The sequence below is a fragment of the Paraburkholderia ginsengisoli NBRC 100965 genome (assembly GCF_000739735.1).
GTDB classification, from domain to species: domain Bacteria; phylum Pseudomonadota; class Gammaproteobacteria; order Burkholderiales; family Burkholderiaceae; genus Paraburkholderia; species Paraburkholderia ginsengisoli.
Genome location: NZ_BBJF01000032.1, coordinates 1 through 16473 on the forward strand (window position 1 = coordinate 1; position 16473 = coordinate 16473).

Consider the following 16473-nt stretch of genomic DNA (forward strand, 5'->3'; position numbering starts at 1 on the left):
GTCGACCTGCCTGGTGGTGATTGGCCGCAATCGCTACTCCGTGCCATGCGAATTCGCAGGCCAGATGCTCAGCACGCTGACTCTATCCTGGCCGTGTTGTGGTGGTCGGCGACGATGCCGTGGTGGCCGAACACGATCGACTGGCCGACGAAGGACAGGTGCGATACCAGTGGCAGCACTACATCCCACTGATCCAGCGCAAGCCAGGAGCCCTGCGCAACGGTGCGCCGTTCCAGGATATGCCCGATCCGCTGCAACGGCTGCGTCGGGCGTTACTACGCGAGCCAGGTGGCGACCGGGTCATGGCTAAGGTTCTGGCGCTGGTCCCGGAAAGCGGTCTGGACGCCGTAGTGGTTGCAGTCGAACTTGCATTGGAGCAGGCGCCGCCCTCCGGGCGCGTGAGCGTCGAGCATGTGGTGAACGTGCTGTCGCGCATGCGCAGCGTGCAGATGCCGCCGAAGATCGATACTGCGCTACAACTGACGACACCGCCGCTGGCCGACACATCGCGCTACGACGGGCTGCGCCCGGCACTGCAACAGCCGGAGGCCGGTCATGCGTGATCTGATTGTCGAACTCAAACACTTGCGGCTGCACGGCATGGCTGCCGGCTGGACCGAACTGCTCGAACAGGTGAATGTCGAGGCGGCGTCTTCGCAATGGCTGCTCGAACGGCTGTTGCAGGCCGAGGTCGCGGATCGGGCCGTGCGTTCGGTCAGCCACCAGATGAACGCGGCGAAGTTCCCGGTGCATCGCGACATCGCGGGCTTCGACTTCGATGGCTCGCCGGTCGACCGCCAGCTCGTCACGCAACTGGCCGGCATGACGTTCACCGAGGGCGCGCACAACCTGGTTCTGGTCGGCGGCCCGGGCTCGGGCAAGACGCATCTGGCGACCGCCATCGGCGTGTCCGGCATCATGCACCACGGCAAGCGGGTGCGCTTCTACTCGACCGTGGATCTGGCCAACGCACTGGAGCAGGAGAAGACGCAGGGACGTGCCGGCAGGATCGCGGCGAGCCTGCTTCGCCTCGACCTGGTCATTCTGGACGAACTCGGATATCTGCCCTTCAGCCAGGTCGGCGGGGCGTTGCTGTTCCACCTGCTGAGCCGCCTGTACGAGCACACGAGCGTTGCGGTGACGACGAATCTGGACTTCGCCGAATGGTCCAGTGTGTTCGGCGACGCGAAGATGACCACGGCATTGCTGGACAGGCTGACGCATCACTGCCACATCGTGGAAACCGGCAACGAAAGCTACCGTTTCCGCCATAGCAGCGCCAGTGCAAAGAAGCGTATCCGCTCGCGCGAAGCAGCGCGCAGAGCCGACGATGCGAGCGCGAACGAATCGGCCTGATCGTCGCTTGCCGCGCAGTGGAAGCCGCTACGGGATACGCCCTTCGCAGCTTCCACTGCGCAATGCATCCTCATACGAAGGAGGACAACCACTCCGGAAACCCATACACTTATCCACAACCGGTCCTTCTTCAGGCCGGTCTCCACCCCGGCTCAAAGCTCGATCGGCGCGGTGGCTCAATATTCATTCGGCGCGGACATCCCAACACGATCCGCAGCGTATCGGCATCGACCAGGCCGTCCACTTTAACTACCACACGACCGATCCGGATCTCGATCGCGCCGACAGGTGGTACAGGCTTCGCGCTCTGCACTTGCGCTTCTGCCGGAGCTGATGCCATGACCTCCGTCGGCGAGTCGCCTGGCAATACGACCGGAATGAGCCCGGCAGATCGAGCTTGCTGATCGGCCAGATATCGCCGCCGCCAGGTGAACAGCATGTTCGCGTTGATGCCATTCTCCCGGGCCAGCTTTGCGACTGATACGCCAGGCTCGCAAGCTGCTGCTGCCAGTCGATCACGAAGCTCCCGGGGGTACGCCTGGCAAGCAAAGGGCAGTGCGGCTACGCCTACGCGCTTAACTGATTACTTGTTGTTCCACAACCCCAGATTTCCCAGACTGGACGCGAGCCTGAGCCGCGCGGTACGCCACTTCGACACTGCCAGCACACGTTGCTTCTGCGCGTCGGCGAGCGCCGTCTGCGAATTCAGTAGCTCGGTGACGGTACCAACCCCCGCCTTGTAGCGGCCGCGAGCGATGCCAAGCGAGCGTTGCGCGTCGGCGAGCAGAGCTTTCGAGTTGTCCATGTTCGCCATGTCGGCCTGCAAACTCTGATAGCTTCTCCACACGTCGAGCGACACTTGCAGATCGGTGTTCTGCATGTCCGCTTCCTGAGCGTCGGCCTGTGCCTGCGCCTGTGCAACGCGGTAGTCGGAAGCGAAGCCTTCGAACAGCGGGATCGTCACCTGAATGCCGATCGTGCTGCCCCGGCTGCCGGTGATCGGAAGCGACTGGGGTTGTTGCTGATAAGACGGGTTGTTCTGGGTCAGGCTGCCGAGCAGTGAAATCGTCGGCCGGCCCTCCGCCCGCGCCGCCTCAACATTCGCCCGCGCCGCTTCCAGTTTGGCGCGGGCAGCCACCAGTTTCGGCTGTCGTGCTTTTGCCTCTTCAATCAACTGGTCCACGCCTTCGCTGAATTCAGCGCTGCTTGTCGTCGGCTCCGAAGGAGCGACCCGCACCGGCGTATTCGCGTCGAAGCCCATCGCGACGGCCAGCGTGCCTATCGCCGTGCGTGCGTCACCTTCGGCGTTCACACGGTCAATCACTGCGCGGCGATAGGTCGTCTGTGCCTGCAATTGATCACTCAACGTGCCAGCGCCTGCATTATGTTTCGCGCTCGCCTCGGCGAGGCTTTCCTTCGCAATGTCCTCTGTCTGCCGCGCGGCATCGACCGAAGCCTGGGCGTCGCGCACGGCGTAATAAGCCCGAGCTGCATCGAAAAACACCGTTTGCAACACGTCGTCCTGTGTCGCATTGGCCGCGGCGAGAAGCTGGCTGGCCTGCCGCAAGGCGGCTCTGCGTTTGCCGAAATCGAACAGCACCCAGCTCAGATTCAGCATGCCGTATTTGCTGGACGAATTTTGCGAACTCCTGAGCGAGCCCTGGCCGAATGCACTGGCGTCATACGTCGTCGAGAGCGTGTCCCGTTCGTATCCCCCCGTTGCACTCAATGTCGGCAGATACGCCGCCTCGTCGAGACCAACGGCCGCCGCCTGCGCGCGTGCCGCCGCCCAGGCCTGCCGCGCCTGAGGGTTCGCGCAGACCGCCTGGAGAATAGCCTCCTCCAGCTCGATCGAATGATCGACCACGACAGGCTGGCATGACACGTTCTTCAGCAACGGCGCAGCGGGCGTGCCGGAGACGAGCTTTTGCGTGCCGTAGACGTCAAACCACTGGGCTTCGGCGCCTGACGGACAGAGCAACGCCGCCGCGCACGTGACAACGAGAAACGTTCGAACCATCGCGTCACCGTCCCATCGCGGACTGGCTCTCGGCCGGCGTGGAGGCCGCCGGTGCGGACGCCGGAGTGGCGAGCGCGGACGTGGGCCGGTCGAGCGCCACTTTACCGCCGTTCAGCATGATCACTCGCGACGCGGAGGCAATCGTTTCCGGTCGGTGCGCGATAATGAGGCGCGTCACGTTCAATGCGCCGACCGCCGCGTTCACCTGCTGTTCGCGCTGCAGGTCGAGATGGCTCGTCGCTTCGTCGAGCACGAGGATCTTCGGCCGCTTGTAAAGCGCGCGCGCCAGCAAGACCCTCTGCTTCTGGCCGCCCGACAGCACCGTCCCCATGTCGCCGACGAGCGTGTTGTAACCCATCGGCATCGCCACGATTTCGGCGTGCACCGCCGCGAACTGCGCGCATTCGGCGACCCAACGCGAGTCGGCTTGCGGATCGAAGAAGCTGATGTTATCGGCGATCGACCCCGCGAACAGCACGTCATCCTGTAGCACAGTTCCGACTAGCGAACGAAGGCGGTCCATGCCAAGCCGGTCGATATCGACGCCGCCGATGCGAACGGTGCCGCTTGTCGGTGCCAGCACGCCAAGCAGCATGTTCACGAGCGTTGTCTTGCCGCAGCCGGACGATCCGACGATCGCGACCGATTCGCCAGCCTCGATCCTGAGCGACACGCCGTCGAGCACGAGCGGCTCGCCGTCGGCGTAGCGGAACACGAGCTGGTCGGTCTCGATGCTGGCGACGAGGTTGTCCGTCTCGCCCGGGACCTCACGGAGGCCGGCATCGGGCTCGGATTGCGCAAACACGATGTCGGAGAGACGCTCGCCCTGTAACTGCAGCATCTTGACCTCGAGAAATTTGTCGATCAGGCCGCCGACGCGGCTGTCAAACTGCCCTTTGTATGCATTGAACGCCATTAGCACGCCGACGGTGAACTGGCCGTCCATCACGAAGCGCGCGCCGAGCCAGATGATCAGGAGCCCTTCAAGGCCAAATAGCAGGCCATTCAGTTGCTGATACAGGAGTTGAAGCTTCTGAACATGCAGGCCGGCATTGATCTGTTCGATCAGGAGCGTGAGCCAGCTCGAACGCCGCTCGCTTTGCCGGTTGAACAGCTTGATCGTCTTGACGCCGCGTACCGTTTCGAGGAAATGGCTCTGCTGTTTCGCGGCGTGGACGATCTGCTCTTCTGTCGCGCGCCTCAACGGGCGATACCAGAGCCACCGCAGCAATCCGTAGAGCAGCATCGTCCCGAGCGGGATCAACGCAAGCTTCCAGCTGTACACAAACATCATCGCGAGCGTGACGATGGTCATCAGCCCATCGATTACGGCGCTCAGGAAGGCGGTCGTCAGCGTCTGCTGGATCGTGTCGACCGCGCCGAAACGCGAGACGACGTCGCCAAGATGGCGGCGCTCGAAATACTGTACGGGCAGACTCAGCAGATGCGTGAATACGTTGGCGCGCCACTGCACGTTGAGCGTCGTGCCGAGGTACATCAGTGTCCAGGCGCGCATCGCGCTGGTGGCCTGTTGCATCAGAAGGAGTAGACCAAAGCCGAGCGCGAGCACCGTCAGCAGATCGCGATCCGCGCTAACGATCACCTCGTCGATCACCCATTGCAGGAAGAACGGGGACACCAGCGCGAACACTTCGAGCGCGACAGCGAGCAGCAGAATCTGGCCGAGCGAGCGCGACAGGCCGGATACAGGCCCGAGCAGCGTGCGAAGCTTGACGGAAGGCGCCGCCTCGCGCAGCTGGAAGCCATTCGCCGGCCACAATTCCAGCGCAACGCCGGTAAAGGCATCCGACACTTCGTCAAGGGAGAGCGCGCGAATGCCTTGAGCCGGATCGTAGATCGTCGCGGTCTTGCCGTTCATTTCGCGCAAAACCACGAAGTGGTTGAAATTCCAGTGCAGGATGCACGGCACGCGAAGCTGGCCGAGATGATCAAGGTCGAGCTTCAGCGCACGGGTGCCGAGGTCGAGGCGCTGCGCGACTTCGATTACGCGGCCGAGGCCCACGCCCTTCAGCGACACCGGGAACTGGCCGCGTAGCGTCGCCAGATCGATGTGGTGTCCGTGATACCCCGCAACCATCGCGAGACAGGCAAGACCGCATTCCGCCGCTTCGGTCTGCAGGATCATGGGAAGCTTTCGGCCGATGCCGAATGAAAGGCGATCCAGGAGAGACATGAGTGAGGGCCGCGTTAGAGTTTGCCTGTCAGGCTGTAAAGAGGTTCGAGCACCCATTCGTAAAGGCGACGATGTTCCTGCAGCACGTCCGCCTGCAACACCATGCCCGCTTGCAGCAGCTGCGGCTTGCCGTAGGCGGTGACGGTCTGCACTTTGAGTGCGACGACGATCCGGTAGAAGGTGCCGTCGCGATTGGGCGGCCCGCCGCTCGTCGCAAGTTCCGCGCTCGACAGCGCCGTGCGCGCAATCGACACGACGCTCGCTTCGTACTGCCCGAATTTCTGGTACGGATACGCCTGATAGCGGATCAGCACCAAATCGCCGACGTGGACGAAGCCGATGGCGGCGCTCGGAACGAACAGATACGCTTGCCAGTGCGCCCCCGTCGGAACGACGCTCGCGAGCGGATGCGTGAGGTCAACCGTCTGGCCGGGCTCGGCGATGACCGCCGTCGCAGTGCCGGTAGCGGGCGCGGTAATCGCGAGTTCGCGTTTGGCCTCGCTTTCGATCAGGCTCTGATCGACGTCCATCACGCTGCGGTCGATTTGCGACAACTGGTTCTGCTGCTTGAGGGAGAGTCCAGCGAGATCGTTGACGGCTTCCTTTAGCAACTGTGCCGTGCTGGCCCGGTCGCGTTGAAGGCTGTTGAGTTTCGAACGCTGATCGAGCAGGTCGGCCTCGCGTTGCTGCGCTTGATCGGTCGATATATAGTCTTTCGCGAGCAGGCCCGCATACCGCGAGGCTGCGTCGGCGGCAAGCGACGTGCGCGAGCGCTGCGCCGCGATCTGGTCGTCGATGCCGGCGAGTTCGGCGCGCAGGCTGACGATCTTTGCCTGCAGCGTGTCGCGCTCGTCGCCTTGCAAAAGCCGCGTCTTGTCGATCTCCTGCTGCAGCGATGCCTTGCGCTGACGTGCCTGATCGATGACGGCGGCTTGCGTCTGGCCTTCGGCCGCGCTTTGCAGATCGGTAGAGACGGTGTACAGAACCTGACCACGAGTCACATGCTGCCCTTCGGTCACGCGCTTGTTCTGCACAATGCCGGGTTGCCGCGCGTATATCTTGACGAGGCCGGTGTCGGGGGTCAGCACGCCGTCCACAGTCGTGCGCCGTGTATAACCGCCGAATGCGAACAACAGAATCACGGCGAGCGCCATGCAGACGGCGACGGTCGTCAAGAATGCGAACGACAACGGGCGAACGAGAACGATCTCGCTCAGAACACGGGTGCGTTGCGCGTCTTGCGCTGGCTGGCGAAAAAGAGGCGTCGGAGAAGTCAAGGAAAGGAGGGGTCGATCGTGCTGTTGGCTGCGTTGGCGACCAGCAGTTACTTCTGGTCAGGCGTCATGTCGATCGGATGCACCTGCGGCGATTCGAAGAAGTCGTTTGGCGACGTTCATCGCACTTCGCCCGGAATTCGATGTTTCGACGCCCCTGGTTGGTCGGGCTGCCTCGGTACTGCCAATAGGGTGAACTGATATCCCACGCGGCTCACTTCAAATTTCAGTATTGGCCGCCACAGGGAAATGAAATCTTCTTACGCCGGGTCAGACGGTTGCATAGGCTACCGGCAGCCCCCCTTCTCTTATGTGCGGCAAATTACCGATGCGCGGTTTCGCACGCGCCGCTATGCCGATCGAACAACTACGGAAACGATGTTGTTGCGTCGTGGTCATGTTGCAATATGGCAAGTCAAACAAATATCGGCATGGTAAGGACTACTCACGCGATCAACGGGTAGAACTGCCGTGCGGAGCGGTGTGTGATGCCACTGTGTTTCATTTGGCATTTGTCGATCGACAGCGCCCCAGCGCCGGGACGCGAAAGACCCCTGCGTTTTTTCCGTGCGCCCGAGAGCGCACAAGTGCCCCGTTCTCAGCGAACCCGATTTCCGGAATCCTGATCCAGCGACGCCACGCGCATGGCATCACCAGCGTTCGGAAAAAGACGCTGCCGCAGCTGTTGCACCTGGGTGTCGTAGTCCTGCGGCGACAAACCGATCCGTCCAATCTGCGCACGTTGCGCTTCATAATCGGCGTACCGGGTCTGCCACTGCTGCTCGTCTTTCTGCATCTGCACGACCCGCTCGGCGGCATCCGAGCCCAGTGTCTGGGCGACCTGTGCACGCACGGCATCAGGTGATGCGCCTTGCTTCAGCATCTGGGCAACTGCATCGATCGAGGCCTGCTGCTCGCGGGCGCGTTCGCGAGCAGCACGAACGTTCTGAGGGAGTGCCGCATCGAGCATCGCAAGACGCGCACGCTTTTCCGCATCGCTCAGGGTCGTATCGGAGGCAATGCGGAGACGCGCCAGATCGTCACGTTGCTGGTGTAGTTCATCACCGAAGAACGCCTCACTCCACTCGCCCATGACGCGGTCCGCCAGCGATGAACGCTGATCGATGACAAGCTGCAATGCGTTGAAATCCGGCTTGCCATCGAGCATGCTGCCTGGCGGCGTCAATTGCGCGCAGGCCGTTCGATACGCGTTATAGCGCTGCCAGACTGCCAGCGCATCGTCCGGCGCCGGCCGGCCGTCGAGCTGCGCCGCAATGGATCGTCGAACCAGTTCATCGAGTGCTTTGGCAGGAACGGCGTCCTGAGCCGTCAGAAAATAGTCGAAGAAGTCGCGTACTGCGCGTGTACGGGCCAGGCGTCCGTTGGTGTCGACCGGCAGGCGCGGCGCTGTCGTGCCATCGAGCGATGACGGTAGCGATTGCAGGTTCGTCCCGCCCGCCGATTGATCGGCACCGGTCAAGGCAAGCTGTTGTTCTTCAGCAGCGTTCGCCACAACGGATGTATCGCTCGATCGGGATGTCCTGACAGTCGTGATCCCGACGCAGACAGCGACTACTCCGGCTATTGCAAGCAGCCATTTCCAGCAGGTACCGATGCGTAGCATGGTTTAGACCCCTTGCGCCCGCAACCGGTTGGCATGCGTACGGATAACGGCTACCGGATCAGCCGCATTCACTCCACGTATCCCTAGCAACTGGTTGATCGCGTCGAAGTGATTCCACTTGTAGCTCGTACTGATGACCGAGCCATATAGCGAACGGCACACCGATACGAACCCGTCGTTCGGCCCGGCCTTGCGTTGAACCATAATGGCGCCGGCGGTATAAAAGACCGCCGTCGACGGATCGAGGACGCTCGCTGGATCGACCGGCGCAACGCTCGTGTCGATTGCACCGGTAATGATGCCAAGTAGGGAGACCGGCTGGATCGCATCGCCGCTCCACGAATACAACAGGTGCACATTCCCATTGATATTCTCCGTCGCAGCGCCCGTCTTGCACGAACCTGACGTACCTAGGCCCGCGCTCGGGAACAGCTGGTTGAAAGTCGTCGTGTAGTTTGTGCTCAGCGCATTCAGCGCGGCAATCGCATTCTGGTTTGTATTGTTCGTGTCGCTCGACAGTATTCCGAATATATTCAGGACCGCTCCAAATACCGGCGTCGACAGACCCGTCGGGTCCAGGCTTAAGGCAGCCAGGACAAAGTCGGCGAATTCGGAACCAAGATGTGGCGTGTCGATAGTCGTTACCGATGCAACCAGCTCAGGCGCGACGGAAGCAACATAGCGGGAAGTCAAACCGCCTTGGCTATGACCGATGAGGTTGACCTTTTTCGCGCCGGTGACAACGAGCACCTGCTTCACATACGCGAGCAGTTGCTCGCCCCTGCCGTTCGGGCCAAGATCGCTCTGAAAACCGGAGAGGTCCGCGACATAGACGGTTGCGCCGTGCTGCTCGAGATCGGACTGGACGCCGTACCAATAAGGAAGCGCGCCGAAGTAGTTGGCGGTGCCTGTCAGCCCATGCACCAGGATGATCGGATACCGGGTCGTTGCATAGTTATCTACGGCAGTCGACGAGGTCGCATTGGCAGGGCCAACGAGTGTCCCGAGCATCAGCAGCGCGGCGATCAGAGTGTTCCTGATTCCAGCCTTGATGGCCCACGCACGGATTCGTGCACATCTGGATTTCAGCATATAAGTATTATCTTCCTGAGGTTTGTTTGGATTTTTACCGGCAGCTCGAATGCACACGCACACTCAGCAGAACACGGCTTGATCGTTACGAAAATTTCGCCTTCTATTGCCTGCCATCTCGAGATAGCCGGCGCGTTCACCAACCCAGGCAGAAGCCATGAATATTTTCGGCTTCGGCTTCTACGGCCACCGCCGCCCGCCAGCCGATGCCAAGCGGAATATCAGCCAGCATCCACCGTCGATCCTGTTCATGCAGATACCTCGCGCCTGAGTGCGTAGCGGGCCAAGGGACATCCAGTTCGCGCGGGTCGCGACATAGACCGCTGCCCTGTGCTTTCAGGAGCGCTTCCTTGCGAGTCCATAACTGCAACACCCAGGCTTTACGCAACGGTATGGCCAGAGCATCGAAAACGTGTCGTTCGTTCCGCGTCAGGCAAGCGTCGGCCAGCGTCTCGATATCGATGTCCCGCTCGCAGCTTTCCAGATCAATGCCTACCGGACGACCGCTGGCGATCGCCAGAAGCACTGCTCCACCGCAACGACCAAGGTTGAACTCGATGGATTGCCCGGCCAGCACCGGCTTGCCATGTGCGGCCATCTCGAAGACGAGCTGGGCGGAATCAGCGCGAAGATATCCACCCAGAACCGTGCGCAGCATGTCGCGGGCAAAAACGAACGCCTCGCGGTGATCGGGCCGGCGCAATCGGTTTGCCCGTTCGAGTTCGTTCCGGAACAAGGTTCCGCGACGAACCCGTCCGACCGCCGCGCCGAGATGCGCGCGCCATACATGAACCTCCCCGGCAGCCAACCGGTCCGCCATCTGGTCAGACGGCGTATCAGCGACGAAGTGGATGCGCGTACCCCAGGCGCTCATGGCCGGCGCGCTGCGGTCGCTGACGCAACGCGGTGCTGCCACCAGACGAACAACGGTGCGCCGACGACTTCCAGCACGGTGAAGCCGATGAACGGTGGAAACGGCATGCCCACCAGGAAAAGCGACGCCAGGCGTCCGAGTCCACCCAGGAAGATCATCAGCCAGAGTGCACGGAACAGTTTGGTTTCGTGTTCGATCCGTGGCAGCAGCGAGAACGCCGCCACACCGGCACCCAGCCAGACTCCGGCATAGAAGCGCAGATTGCTGTCCAGTGTAGCGTCGCGAGGCAAATGCAGCGCAGCGTAAAGCGGATCGTCCAGGCCCGTCATGCCAAGCAGGCCAGTGATAGTCGGCACGGCGGCAAGGATGGCGGTCGCCACCTGAAGTTTGCGTTTGCTCATTGGATCTCGTCCCCCTCTCAATCGTAAAATATGCCGAGCAGCTGAACGCTGCGCGCTTCCGGCATCGCGCCGAATCGACTCCAGGGTGCTCCTGTCTGGCTTTGCAATTGCAAGGCCACGTCGAACCGATCGAAGCGACGACGCAATTCCAGCCAGTATTGACGCCCGCCGCCGGCATCAGCCTGCACAAATCCCGACAGATCGAGTCGACGCACGCCAATGTTGTGCCACGCGGCCATCACAAATAGTGCGTGACGGCTCGGCAATTCCTGTGCGGCCACTGCGCTCTGCAACGCGTTACCCCACGCCATCGGATGGCCGGCAGCGAGCGCGCTCCACTGCGCGGCCGTAGCACCCGCTCCGTTGCTCTGGATCTCCGCCGTCAGCGACAGATCGACAGGCAGCGTCCACGTCGCGCCGATTGCCGAACTTGCACGAAACGCGCGATCGTCGACACCGGTCGCGCGGCCGATCAGCGATACTCGACGGCCGCCCGTCCATTCGGCATAAGCCACCACCGAGTTCCCAAGCAGGACACTGAGGTTCTGCCCAAATTGCGGTGCCTGGCCGCGTTCGCCATACAGCGTCCATTGCGGTTGCACGAGTGTGCCCAGCCTCTGACTCCCGACCAGCATCCAGCGATCGACTCCGTTGGTTCGCTGCAGGTCGGACGAAGCCTGAGGATTGCCAGGCTCGCTCCGGCTCGTCAGGCGCGGCGACAACATCAGCGACAGCGACCCGGAGTTCCATAGCTGCTGGGCGCGCAGGCCTACACTACCCAGCCTGTTGGTACGACGGCTGTCGGGATCCGGCGGCACATCGGGGCTTATCGCGCCGGTCCTGAAGAGGTCCGTGGGGTTGTAGCCGACGGCCGCACCAACGCGCTCGTTGATCCGCCCGACGTCAATCAGTTGCAATGGCGTGATTCGCCAGCTCACGTATCCCTCCTTCACGAGACTCTCGTCGCGATGGGACTCCGCCTGCGACGACAACGGATCGAAACGGTCAAGGCGTGCGGCAAAATTGACGACAAACGACGGGGTCAGAGATTGAACGTACTGGAAGTCCAGCGAAAACTGGTTGCGTCCAGAGCGCGTGCCATCCCGGTCATCGCTGACCCGGACGGCATCCTGAATGCTCAGCTTCCACGGGCGGTTAGTCGCGACCGCCGTGTCGGGCGTCGCATCGGCCAGATCAAGCGCGGCATCCGTCGCATCCACATCGGCCGCCATCGCTACATCAGGCGCATGCGGCAGCCACGCCACCACCAGCAGTGTGGCTGCGGGCGCCAGCGCCCGTACATATCCCCGTCTCATTCCACTTTGAAACGCGGCAGGTAGTCGCGCTGCAGCCACGCGTCGGGAATGTCGCGCGAACCATAGTCAGAAAACCGCATCACCGTTACCCAGTTGGAATCCAGTCCGTCGATGATGACCGTTTCGGTCGGACGCTCGACACCGAGTTCCGCCGTATAACGGCGGTAAAACGCCGTCTTGAGCAACCGGTCGCTTTCGGAATAGAACCGCGCCTTCACGGGCCGACTGTTCGCCCCATCGAGCCACATTTCGATGCGGTGATACGTCAGCCCGACGGACCTGCCGACGAGGGAAAGCTTGTAGCAATGGCGCGGCTGACGGTCACCGTCAGTCACGTCGTCTGTGCCCTTGAGCTCCGCCACATAGTCGTGCGCCAGATTCACTGTCACCACGTCGCCGTTGGCGGCCTGGCCGAGCAATCGCTGATCGGGCGAAATGCGGATGCTCGCCTGGTTGGCCGGATCGTAGAACCACAGATCGTTGCCGTTTTTCAGCATCAGCTTGCCGGCGTCGCGCGTCGGCGCCACGAAGCGCACCAGTGTACGAAATGCCCCGCCGGGGCTGTCGGGTTTCGAATAGATCGACAGCGCGTTCCCGTCCACCTGCTTGCCGCCGCGATACTCCGTTAGCGAGGCATTGAGCATGAACGAACCTGTAGGCGTTCGAATGGCATCGCTCTGCTCCAACAGCTTCTGAGGGTCCGGCAAAGTTTGCGCGTATGCGCCTTGCGAGATAAGTGGAATGACGAACGACAAAGCGACAAGCAAACGGCGCACAGGCAATCTCCAGAAATGACGAAACGGGAACGCTGAGAATTCAGACATGACGCAGCGCATCGACTATCGACAGCCGCGCGGCGTTGCGCGCCGGCCACCAGGCCGACAGGCCCGCTACCAGTGCAAGACCGCAGAATGTCAGGGCGATCAGCCGCCACTCGCCCCATACGCGCACAGTCAGGGCAACCGAGTCGATACGCGCCGGCGGTGTCCACGACAGGCCGCTGTGGTTGATTGCGACAGCTAGCAACAATGCCACCACGACGCCGAGCGCCGCCCCCATGAAGCCGAGCAACAGACCCTCGCAGATAAACAGCGCCTGAATTCCGCTGCGGCGCGTGCCCATCGCCCGCAGCGTGCCGATTTCGACCGTGCGTTCGATGATTGCCGTGCTCATCGTGTTGCTGACGACGAACAGAACGATGGCACTGATCAACGCGAACACGAACCCGAAGATGACCGAGAACATGCGATTGGTCTGGTCGTAGAACGGATTGAGTGTCGCGAAGTCGAGCACCTCAAGCGGCTGGTCGGCGAAATGCTCCGCAAGCAATTGCTCGATGCGCTTGCGTGCCGCACGTAATTGAGCTGTGTGACGCAATTGCAGCTCCACGGCGGTAACCCGCGGCGTCTCGCCGCCGTAGACCAGCCGCTGCGCACGCGGAAGATGCAAGGCGAGGTATACGTCGTCGAGTTCCTTTACGCCCTGCTGCTCGGCCTTGGCGACGGTAAAGCTTCCGACATTGGGGGCGCCATATGCATTGGCGGCCAGCACCTCGATATGCGTGGCCGCACTGGTAACCGGCGTGGCTGGCGCTTCGAGGGCGGACAACGCCATCACGTCAGCCGGCGTATCGGCGACAGACGCCGTCTGCGGCTCGCTGGCCGGCCCGAGGTCGGTCTGGTCACAGTCCGGCACATGCAACGGCACGCACAACTGCAGCACGCGCGCGACGCCCCGACCTACGACCGCGGCGTCTTCCGCGGTGCCGCCAAGAGCAAACGAGCGAGGTTTGAGCGGAAAACCGTAGTCATTCCATTGCTGCATGCGACTCTGGTCGTCGGCGATCATCCCCTGTGCCAGCACGGTACGCGACACTCCGGCCTTGAAGTTGCCCGCGACGCCGCCGAGCTGCAACGTCGGCGTGACGACGAGCAGCATCGGCTGGAGCACCGGGTCGGCTCGCAGGATATCGATCACCTTTGTATGATCGCGAATGCCATAGGCGACCGGATTGCCGCTGCCATACAGGAAATAGCCGCGCCGCTGGATCTGCAGATGGCCGCTGCGCTGCACGAAATCAGTCTGAAGTCCTAATGTAATGTCCGTGCTGAATCCGCCGAAAAGCAGAATCGCGCATACGCCCACCACCATCGCGAGCAACGTTGTGATGGAGCGGCGGCGGTTGCGCTGCAGGTTGCGCAAGGCAAGCATGAAGGTGTGCCTCACGTTGCGGCCTCTTTTGAAATACGGCTGTGATCGACAATGACTCCGTCGCGGATTTGCACCACCTCGTCGGCGGCGCCCCGCACTTGCGGATCGTGGGACGAGATCACAAAAGACACGCGCCGCTCCTGCTGCATCCGGCGCATCAGTGCGATGATCGCCTCGCCGGTACGGCTGTCGAGATTGGCGGTAGGTTCATCCGCCAGCACCAGCGCCGGCTCAACGGCGAGTGCACGGGCAATGGCGACCCGCTGGCGCTGCCCGCCCGAGAGCTGTCCCGGACGATGCCGGGCCTTGTCGGCAAGGCCCACCGCATCAAGCAGATGCAGCACGCGGCCGGCACGCTCGCCAGCCGGCACTCGCGCCATCAGTAGCGGGTATTCGACGTTCTCGTACGCCGACAGTACCGGCAGCAAATTGAAGGTCTGGAATATATGGCCGATGTGCCGTGCACGGAAATCCGACAGCGCATCGTCCGTCAACAGCGCCGTGTCTTGCCCGGCAACCACGACGCGGCCGCTGTCCGGCCGATCGATGCAGCCGATCATGTTCAGCAGCGTGGTCTTGCCGCTGCCCGACGGGCCGCTCAGCACGGTAAACAGATTGGGTGCGATCTGCAGTGACACGTCGGCAAGACCGGTCACCCGCACGCTGTCGAGCAGATAGCTCTTGTGGACGTGTTCAATCGAGACTGCGTTCGCGAGGACAGGCGCCTGGTTCATGCTTGCGCGGCCCCCTTGCTGACCGGCGTCGACTGCGCGGCAGCCGATACGGACGTCGCCGCCAACGAGCGGATCAGGCGTTTCAGCTTCAGCCGGTACGCGAAATGTTCGAGCTCGATCGCGTGACGCTGGGTCTGGCTGAAGTGGATGCCACCATTCCATTTCGATTGGTCGTGCTGGATCAGCTCGTCGAACCGCTCTGCCTTCTTCGGCGCAAGGTCGCGCGCTCGCAGATAGCGCGACAACAGCTGCGCTTGATAGTCCATCAACGGCCAGTTTCCCGTGGAGGTCTGGAACAGGCCGATGAAGAAAAGGCTGGGATGCTGCGCGTCGAAAATGTTGAGATATAGCTGCGGCCGGCCTTTGTCCCACCGTAGGTGAGTCTGGTTGATAAACGGAAAGCTCAACTGGAAGCCCGTGGCGTAGATGATCACGTCCACGCGTTCCTCGGTGCCGTCGCTAAACAGCACGCTATCGCCGCGCAGTTCACGCACGTCAGGCCTGGCCGCCAGGTCGCCATGACCGAGATGGTAGAACAGCGTCGAATTGATGATGAAGTGGGATTCGAAGAGCCGGTGATCCGGCTTGCGCAGCCCGTAGTCCTCGGGCTGTCCAGCGGTAGTCAGTCGCAGCAGACGCTCGCCTGCAACGCGGCGCATCCATAGCGGCATGCGCATCTTGAGCGGCCATTCGGCCCAGCGATCGGCCGGGATGCCGAACAGGAACTTCGGCCAGTAGAAATAGCCACGGCGCGTGCTGTGAAAGACCGCCTGTGCGTGGTGAACCGCCTCCACGGCAATGTCGCAACCAGAATTGCCCGCCCCGACTACAAGCACCCGCTGCTCCTTGAACACGTCGGGCGTCTTGTATTGAGCCGAATGAAGTTGCAACCCGTCGAAATGGCCCGGGTAGTCCGGTAGCTGCGGTTTGCACAGGTGCCCATTGCACACCAGTACGCCCTTGTAGCGCCTCACTTCGTTGCGATCGAGCGTGACGTCCCAGAGCGTGCTGTCCGGCACCGGCGCGATATCGAGAACAGTACGGCCGAATTCAGCATGACTGTAAATGCCAAAGTGACGCGCATAGCTGCGCAGATAGGCCAGAGCCTGATCGCCGCGGGCGTAAGTTGGATAGTCGTCCGGCATCGAAAAGTCGGTGTACTCCGAGAACGACTTCGAGCTGATCATATGAACCGACTTATAGATCGCGCTGCTGGCACATCCGTAGTACCAGATGCCCCCCACGTCGTCTTCGCGCTCGATGATGTCGAACGCAAGGCCTTGCTGCTGGAGATTCTTGGCTGCGGTAATACCAGCCGCCCCGGCGCCAATGATGCAATAGCGCGAACTGCAATCCCGGTCTGTCATAGCGAGAGTT

At 62.0% G+C, this 16473-nt stretch carries 14 protein-coding genes and 1 pseudogene; 2 read left to right on the forward strand and 13 right to left on the reverse strand.

What is annotated here, in order from left to right; genetic code table 11:
• Both BGI01S_RS28435 and istB read left to right on the forward strand, forming a co-directional pair.
• Positions 1-563, forward strand: a pseudogene (locus BGI01S_RS28435) (Mu transposase domain-containing protein); the annotation flags it as partial.
• Positions 556-1356, forward strand: a complete 801-nt coding sequence (gene istB / locus BGI01S_RS28440; RefSeq protein WP_042329744.1) for an IS21-like element helper ATPase IstB — start codon at positions 556-558, stop codon at positions 1354-1356. The pseudogene BGI01S_RS28435 and the gene istB, both read left to right, overlap by 8 nt.
• 130 nt (positions 1357-1486) lie before the next feature.
• On the opposite strand, the gene tnpA is transcribed toward istB, so the two are convergent.
• The 13 genes from tnpA to BGI01S_RS31270 all read right to left on the reverse strand — a co-directional run bounded on the left by tnpA (position 1487) and on the right by BGI01S_RS31270 (position 16463).
• On the reverse strand, positions 1487-1912 hold the full coding sequence (gene tnpA / locus BGI01S_RS29950) for an IS66-like element accessory protein TnpA (RefSeq protein ID WP_157004294.1): 426 nt from the start codon (positions 1910-1912) through the stop codon (positions 1487-1489).
• 27 nt (positions 1913-1939) lie between these two features.
• The gene (locus BGI01S_RS28445) at positions 1940-3376 is read right to left on the reverse strand and encodes a TolC family protein (RefSeq protein WP_042329747.1); all 1437 of its coding nucleotides are present in this window, start codon (positions 3374-3376) and stop codon (positions 1940-1942) included.
• A 4-nt stretch (positions 3377-3380) separates the two neighbouring features.
• Positions 3381-5570 (reverse strand): peptidase domain-containing ABC transporter, encoded by a 2190-nt coding sequence (locus BGI01S_RS28450; protein WP_042329749.1) that lies wholly within the window; start codon positions 5568-5570, stop codon positions 3381-3383.
• A 14-nt stretch (positions 5571-5584) separates the two neighbouring features.
• Positions 5585-6847: an HlyD family secretion protein gene (locus tag BGI01S_RS28455; RefSeq protein ID WP_042329750.1), complete on the reverse strand. Its 1263-nt coding sequence runs from the start codon at positions 6845-6847 to the stop codon at positions 5585-5587.
• Between the two features lie 595 nt (positions 6848-7442).
• A complete protein-coding gene (locus BGI01S_RS28460) occupies positions 7443-8468 on the reverse strand; it encodes a lipase secretion chaperone (RefSeq protein WP_042329753.1) in 1026 nt (341 codons plus the stop codon).
• Between the two features lie 3 nt (positions 8469-8471).
• Positions 8472-9560, reverse strand: a complete 1089-nt coding sequence (locus BGI01S_RS28465) for a triacylglycerol lipase (RefSeq protein WP_042329754.1) — start codon at positions 9558-9560, stop codon at positions 8472-8474.
• Positions 9561-9696: 136 nt separating this feature from the next.
• Positions 9697-10434: a 4'-phosphopantetheinyl transferase family protein gene (locus BGI01S_RS28470; RefSeq protein WP_042329755.1), complete on the reverse strand. Its 738-nt coding sequence runs from the start codon at positions 10432-10434 to the stop codon at positions 9697-9699.
• Positions 10431-10835 (reverse strand): DUF4345 domain-containing protein, encoded by a 405-nt coding sequence (locus tag BGI01S_RS28475; protein WP_042329757.1) that lies wholly within the window; start codon positions 10833-10835, stop codon positions 10431-10433. The genes BGI01S_RS28470 and BGI01S_RS28475 overlap by 4 nt, the downstream gene beginning before the upstream one ends.
• A gap of 17 nt (positions 10836-10852) precedes the next feature.
• Positions 10853-12067 carry a hypothetical protein gene (locus BGI01S_RS28480; RefSeq protein ID WP_232624499.1) on the reverse strand — a complete coding sequence of 405 codons (1215 nt, stop codon included), beginning with the start codon at positions 12065-12067 and terminating at the stop codon, positions 10853-10855.
• Between the two features lie 80 nt (positions 12068-12147).
• Positions 12148-12927: an outer membrane lipoprotein-sorting protein gene (locus tag BGI01S_RS28485; protein ID WP_042329759.1), complete on the reverse strand. Its 780-nt coding sequence runs from the start codon at positions 12925-12927 to the stop codon at positions 12148-12150.
• A 40-nt stretch (positions 12928-12967) separates the two neighbouring features.
• A complete protein-coding gene (locus BGI01S_RS28490; RefSeq protein ID WP_042329761.1) occupies positions 12968-14362 on the reverse strand; it encodes an ABC transporter permease in 1395 nt (464 codons plus the stop codon).
• 11 nt (positions 14363-14373) lie between these two features.
• Positions 14374-15096, reverse strand: a complete 723-nt coding sequence (locus tag BGI01S_RS28495) for an ABC transporter ATP-binding protein (RefSeq protein WP_042329764.1) — start codon at positions 15094-15096, stop codon at positions 14374-14376.
• A complete protein-coding gene (locus BGI01S_RS31270; protein WP_042329767.1) occupies positions 15093-16463 on the reverse strand; it encodes a flavin-containing monooxygenase in 1371 nt (456 codons plus the stop codon). The genes BGI01S_RS28495 and BGI01S_RS31270 overlap by 4 nt, the downstream gene beginning before the upstream one ends.
• Positions 16464-16473: the final 10 nt, after the last annotated feature.

Excerpts from the sequence above, each read along its gene's own strand:
- istB (WP_042329744.1), top strand. The coding sequence starts at position 556 with ATGCGTGATCTGATTGTCGAACTCAAACACTTGCGGCTGCACGGCATG.
- BGI01S_RS28445 (WP_042329747.1), bottom strand. The coding sequence starts at position 3,376 with ATGGTTCGAACGTTTCTCGTTGTCACGTGCGCGGCGGCGTTGCTCTGT.
- BGI01S_RS28450 (WP_042329749.1), bottom strand. The coding sequence starts at position 5,570 with ATGTCTCTCCTGGATCGCCTTTCATTCGGCATCGGCCGAAAGCTTCCC.
- BGI01S_RS28460 (WP_042329753.1), bottom strand. The coding sequence starts at position 8,468 with ATGCTACGCATCGGTACCTGCTGGAAATGGCTGCTTGCAATAGCCGGA.
- BGI01S_RS28465 (WP_042329754.1), bottom strand. The coding sequence starts at position 9,560 with ATGCTGAAATCCAGATGTGCACGAATCCGTGCGTGGGCCATCAAGGCT.
- BGI01S_RS28470 (WP_042329755.1), bottom strand. The coding sequence starts at position 10,434 with ATGAGCGCCTGGGGTACGCGCATCCACTTCGTCGCTGATACGCCGTCT.
- BGI01S_RS28475 (WP_042329757.1), bottom strand. The coding sequence starts at position 10,835 with ATGAGCAAACGCAAACTTCAGGTGGCGACCGCCATCCTTGCCGCCGTG.
- BGI01S_RS28480 (WP_232624499.1), bottom strand. The coding sequence starts at position 12,067 with ATGGCGGCCGATGTGGATGCGACGGATGCCGCGCTTGATCTGGCCGAT.
- BGI01S_RS28490 (WP_042329761.1), bottom strand. The coding sequence starts at position 14,362 with ATGCTTGCCTTGCGCAACCTGCAGCGCAACCGCCGCCGCTCCATCACA.
- BGI01S_RS28495 (WP_042329764.1), bottom strand. The coding sequence starts at position 15,096 with ATGAACCAGGCGCCTGTCCTCGCGAACGCAGTCTCGATTGAACACGTC.
- BGI01S_RS31270 (WP_042329767.1), bottom strand. The coding sequence starts at position 16,463 with ATGACAGACCGGGATTGCAGTTCGCGCTATTGCATCATTGGCGCCGGG.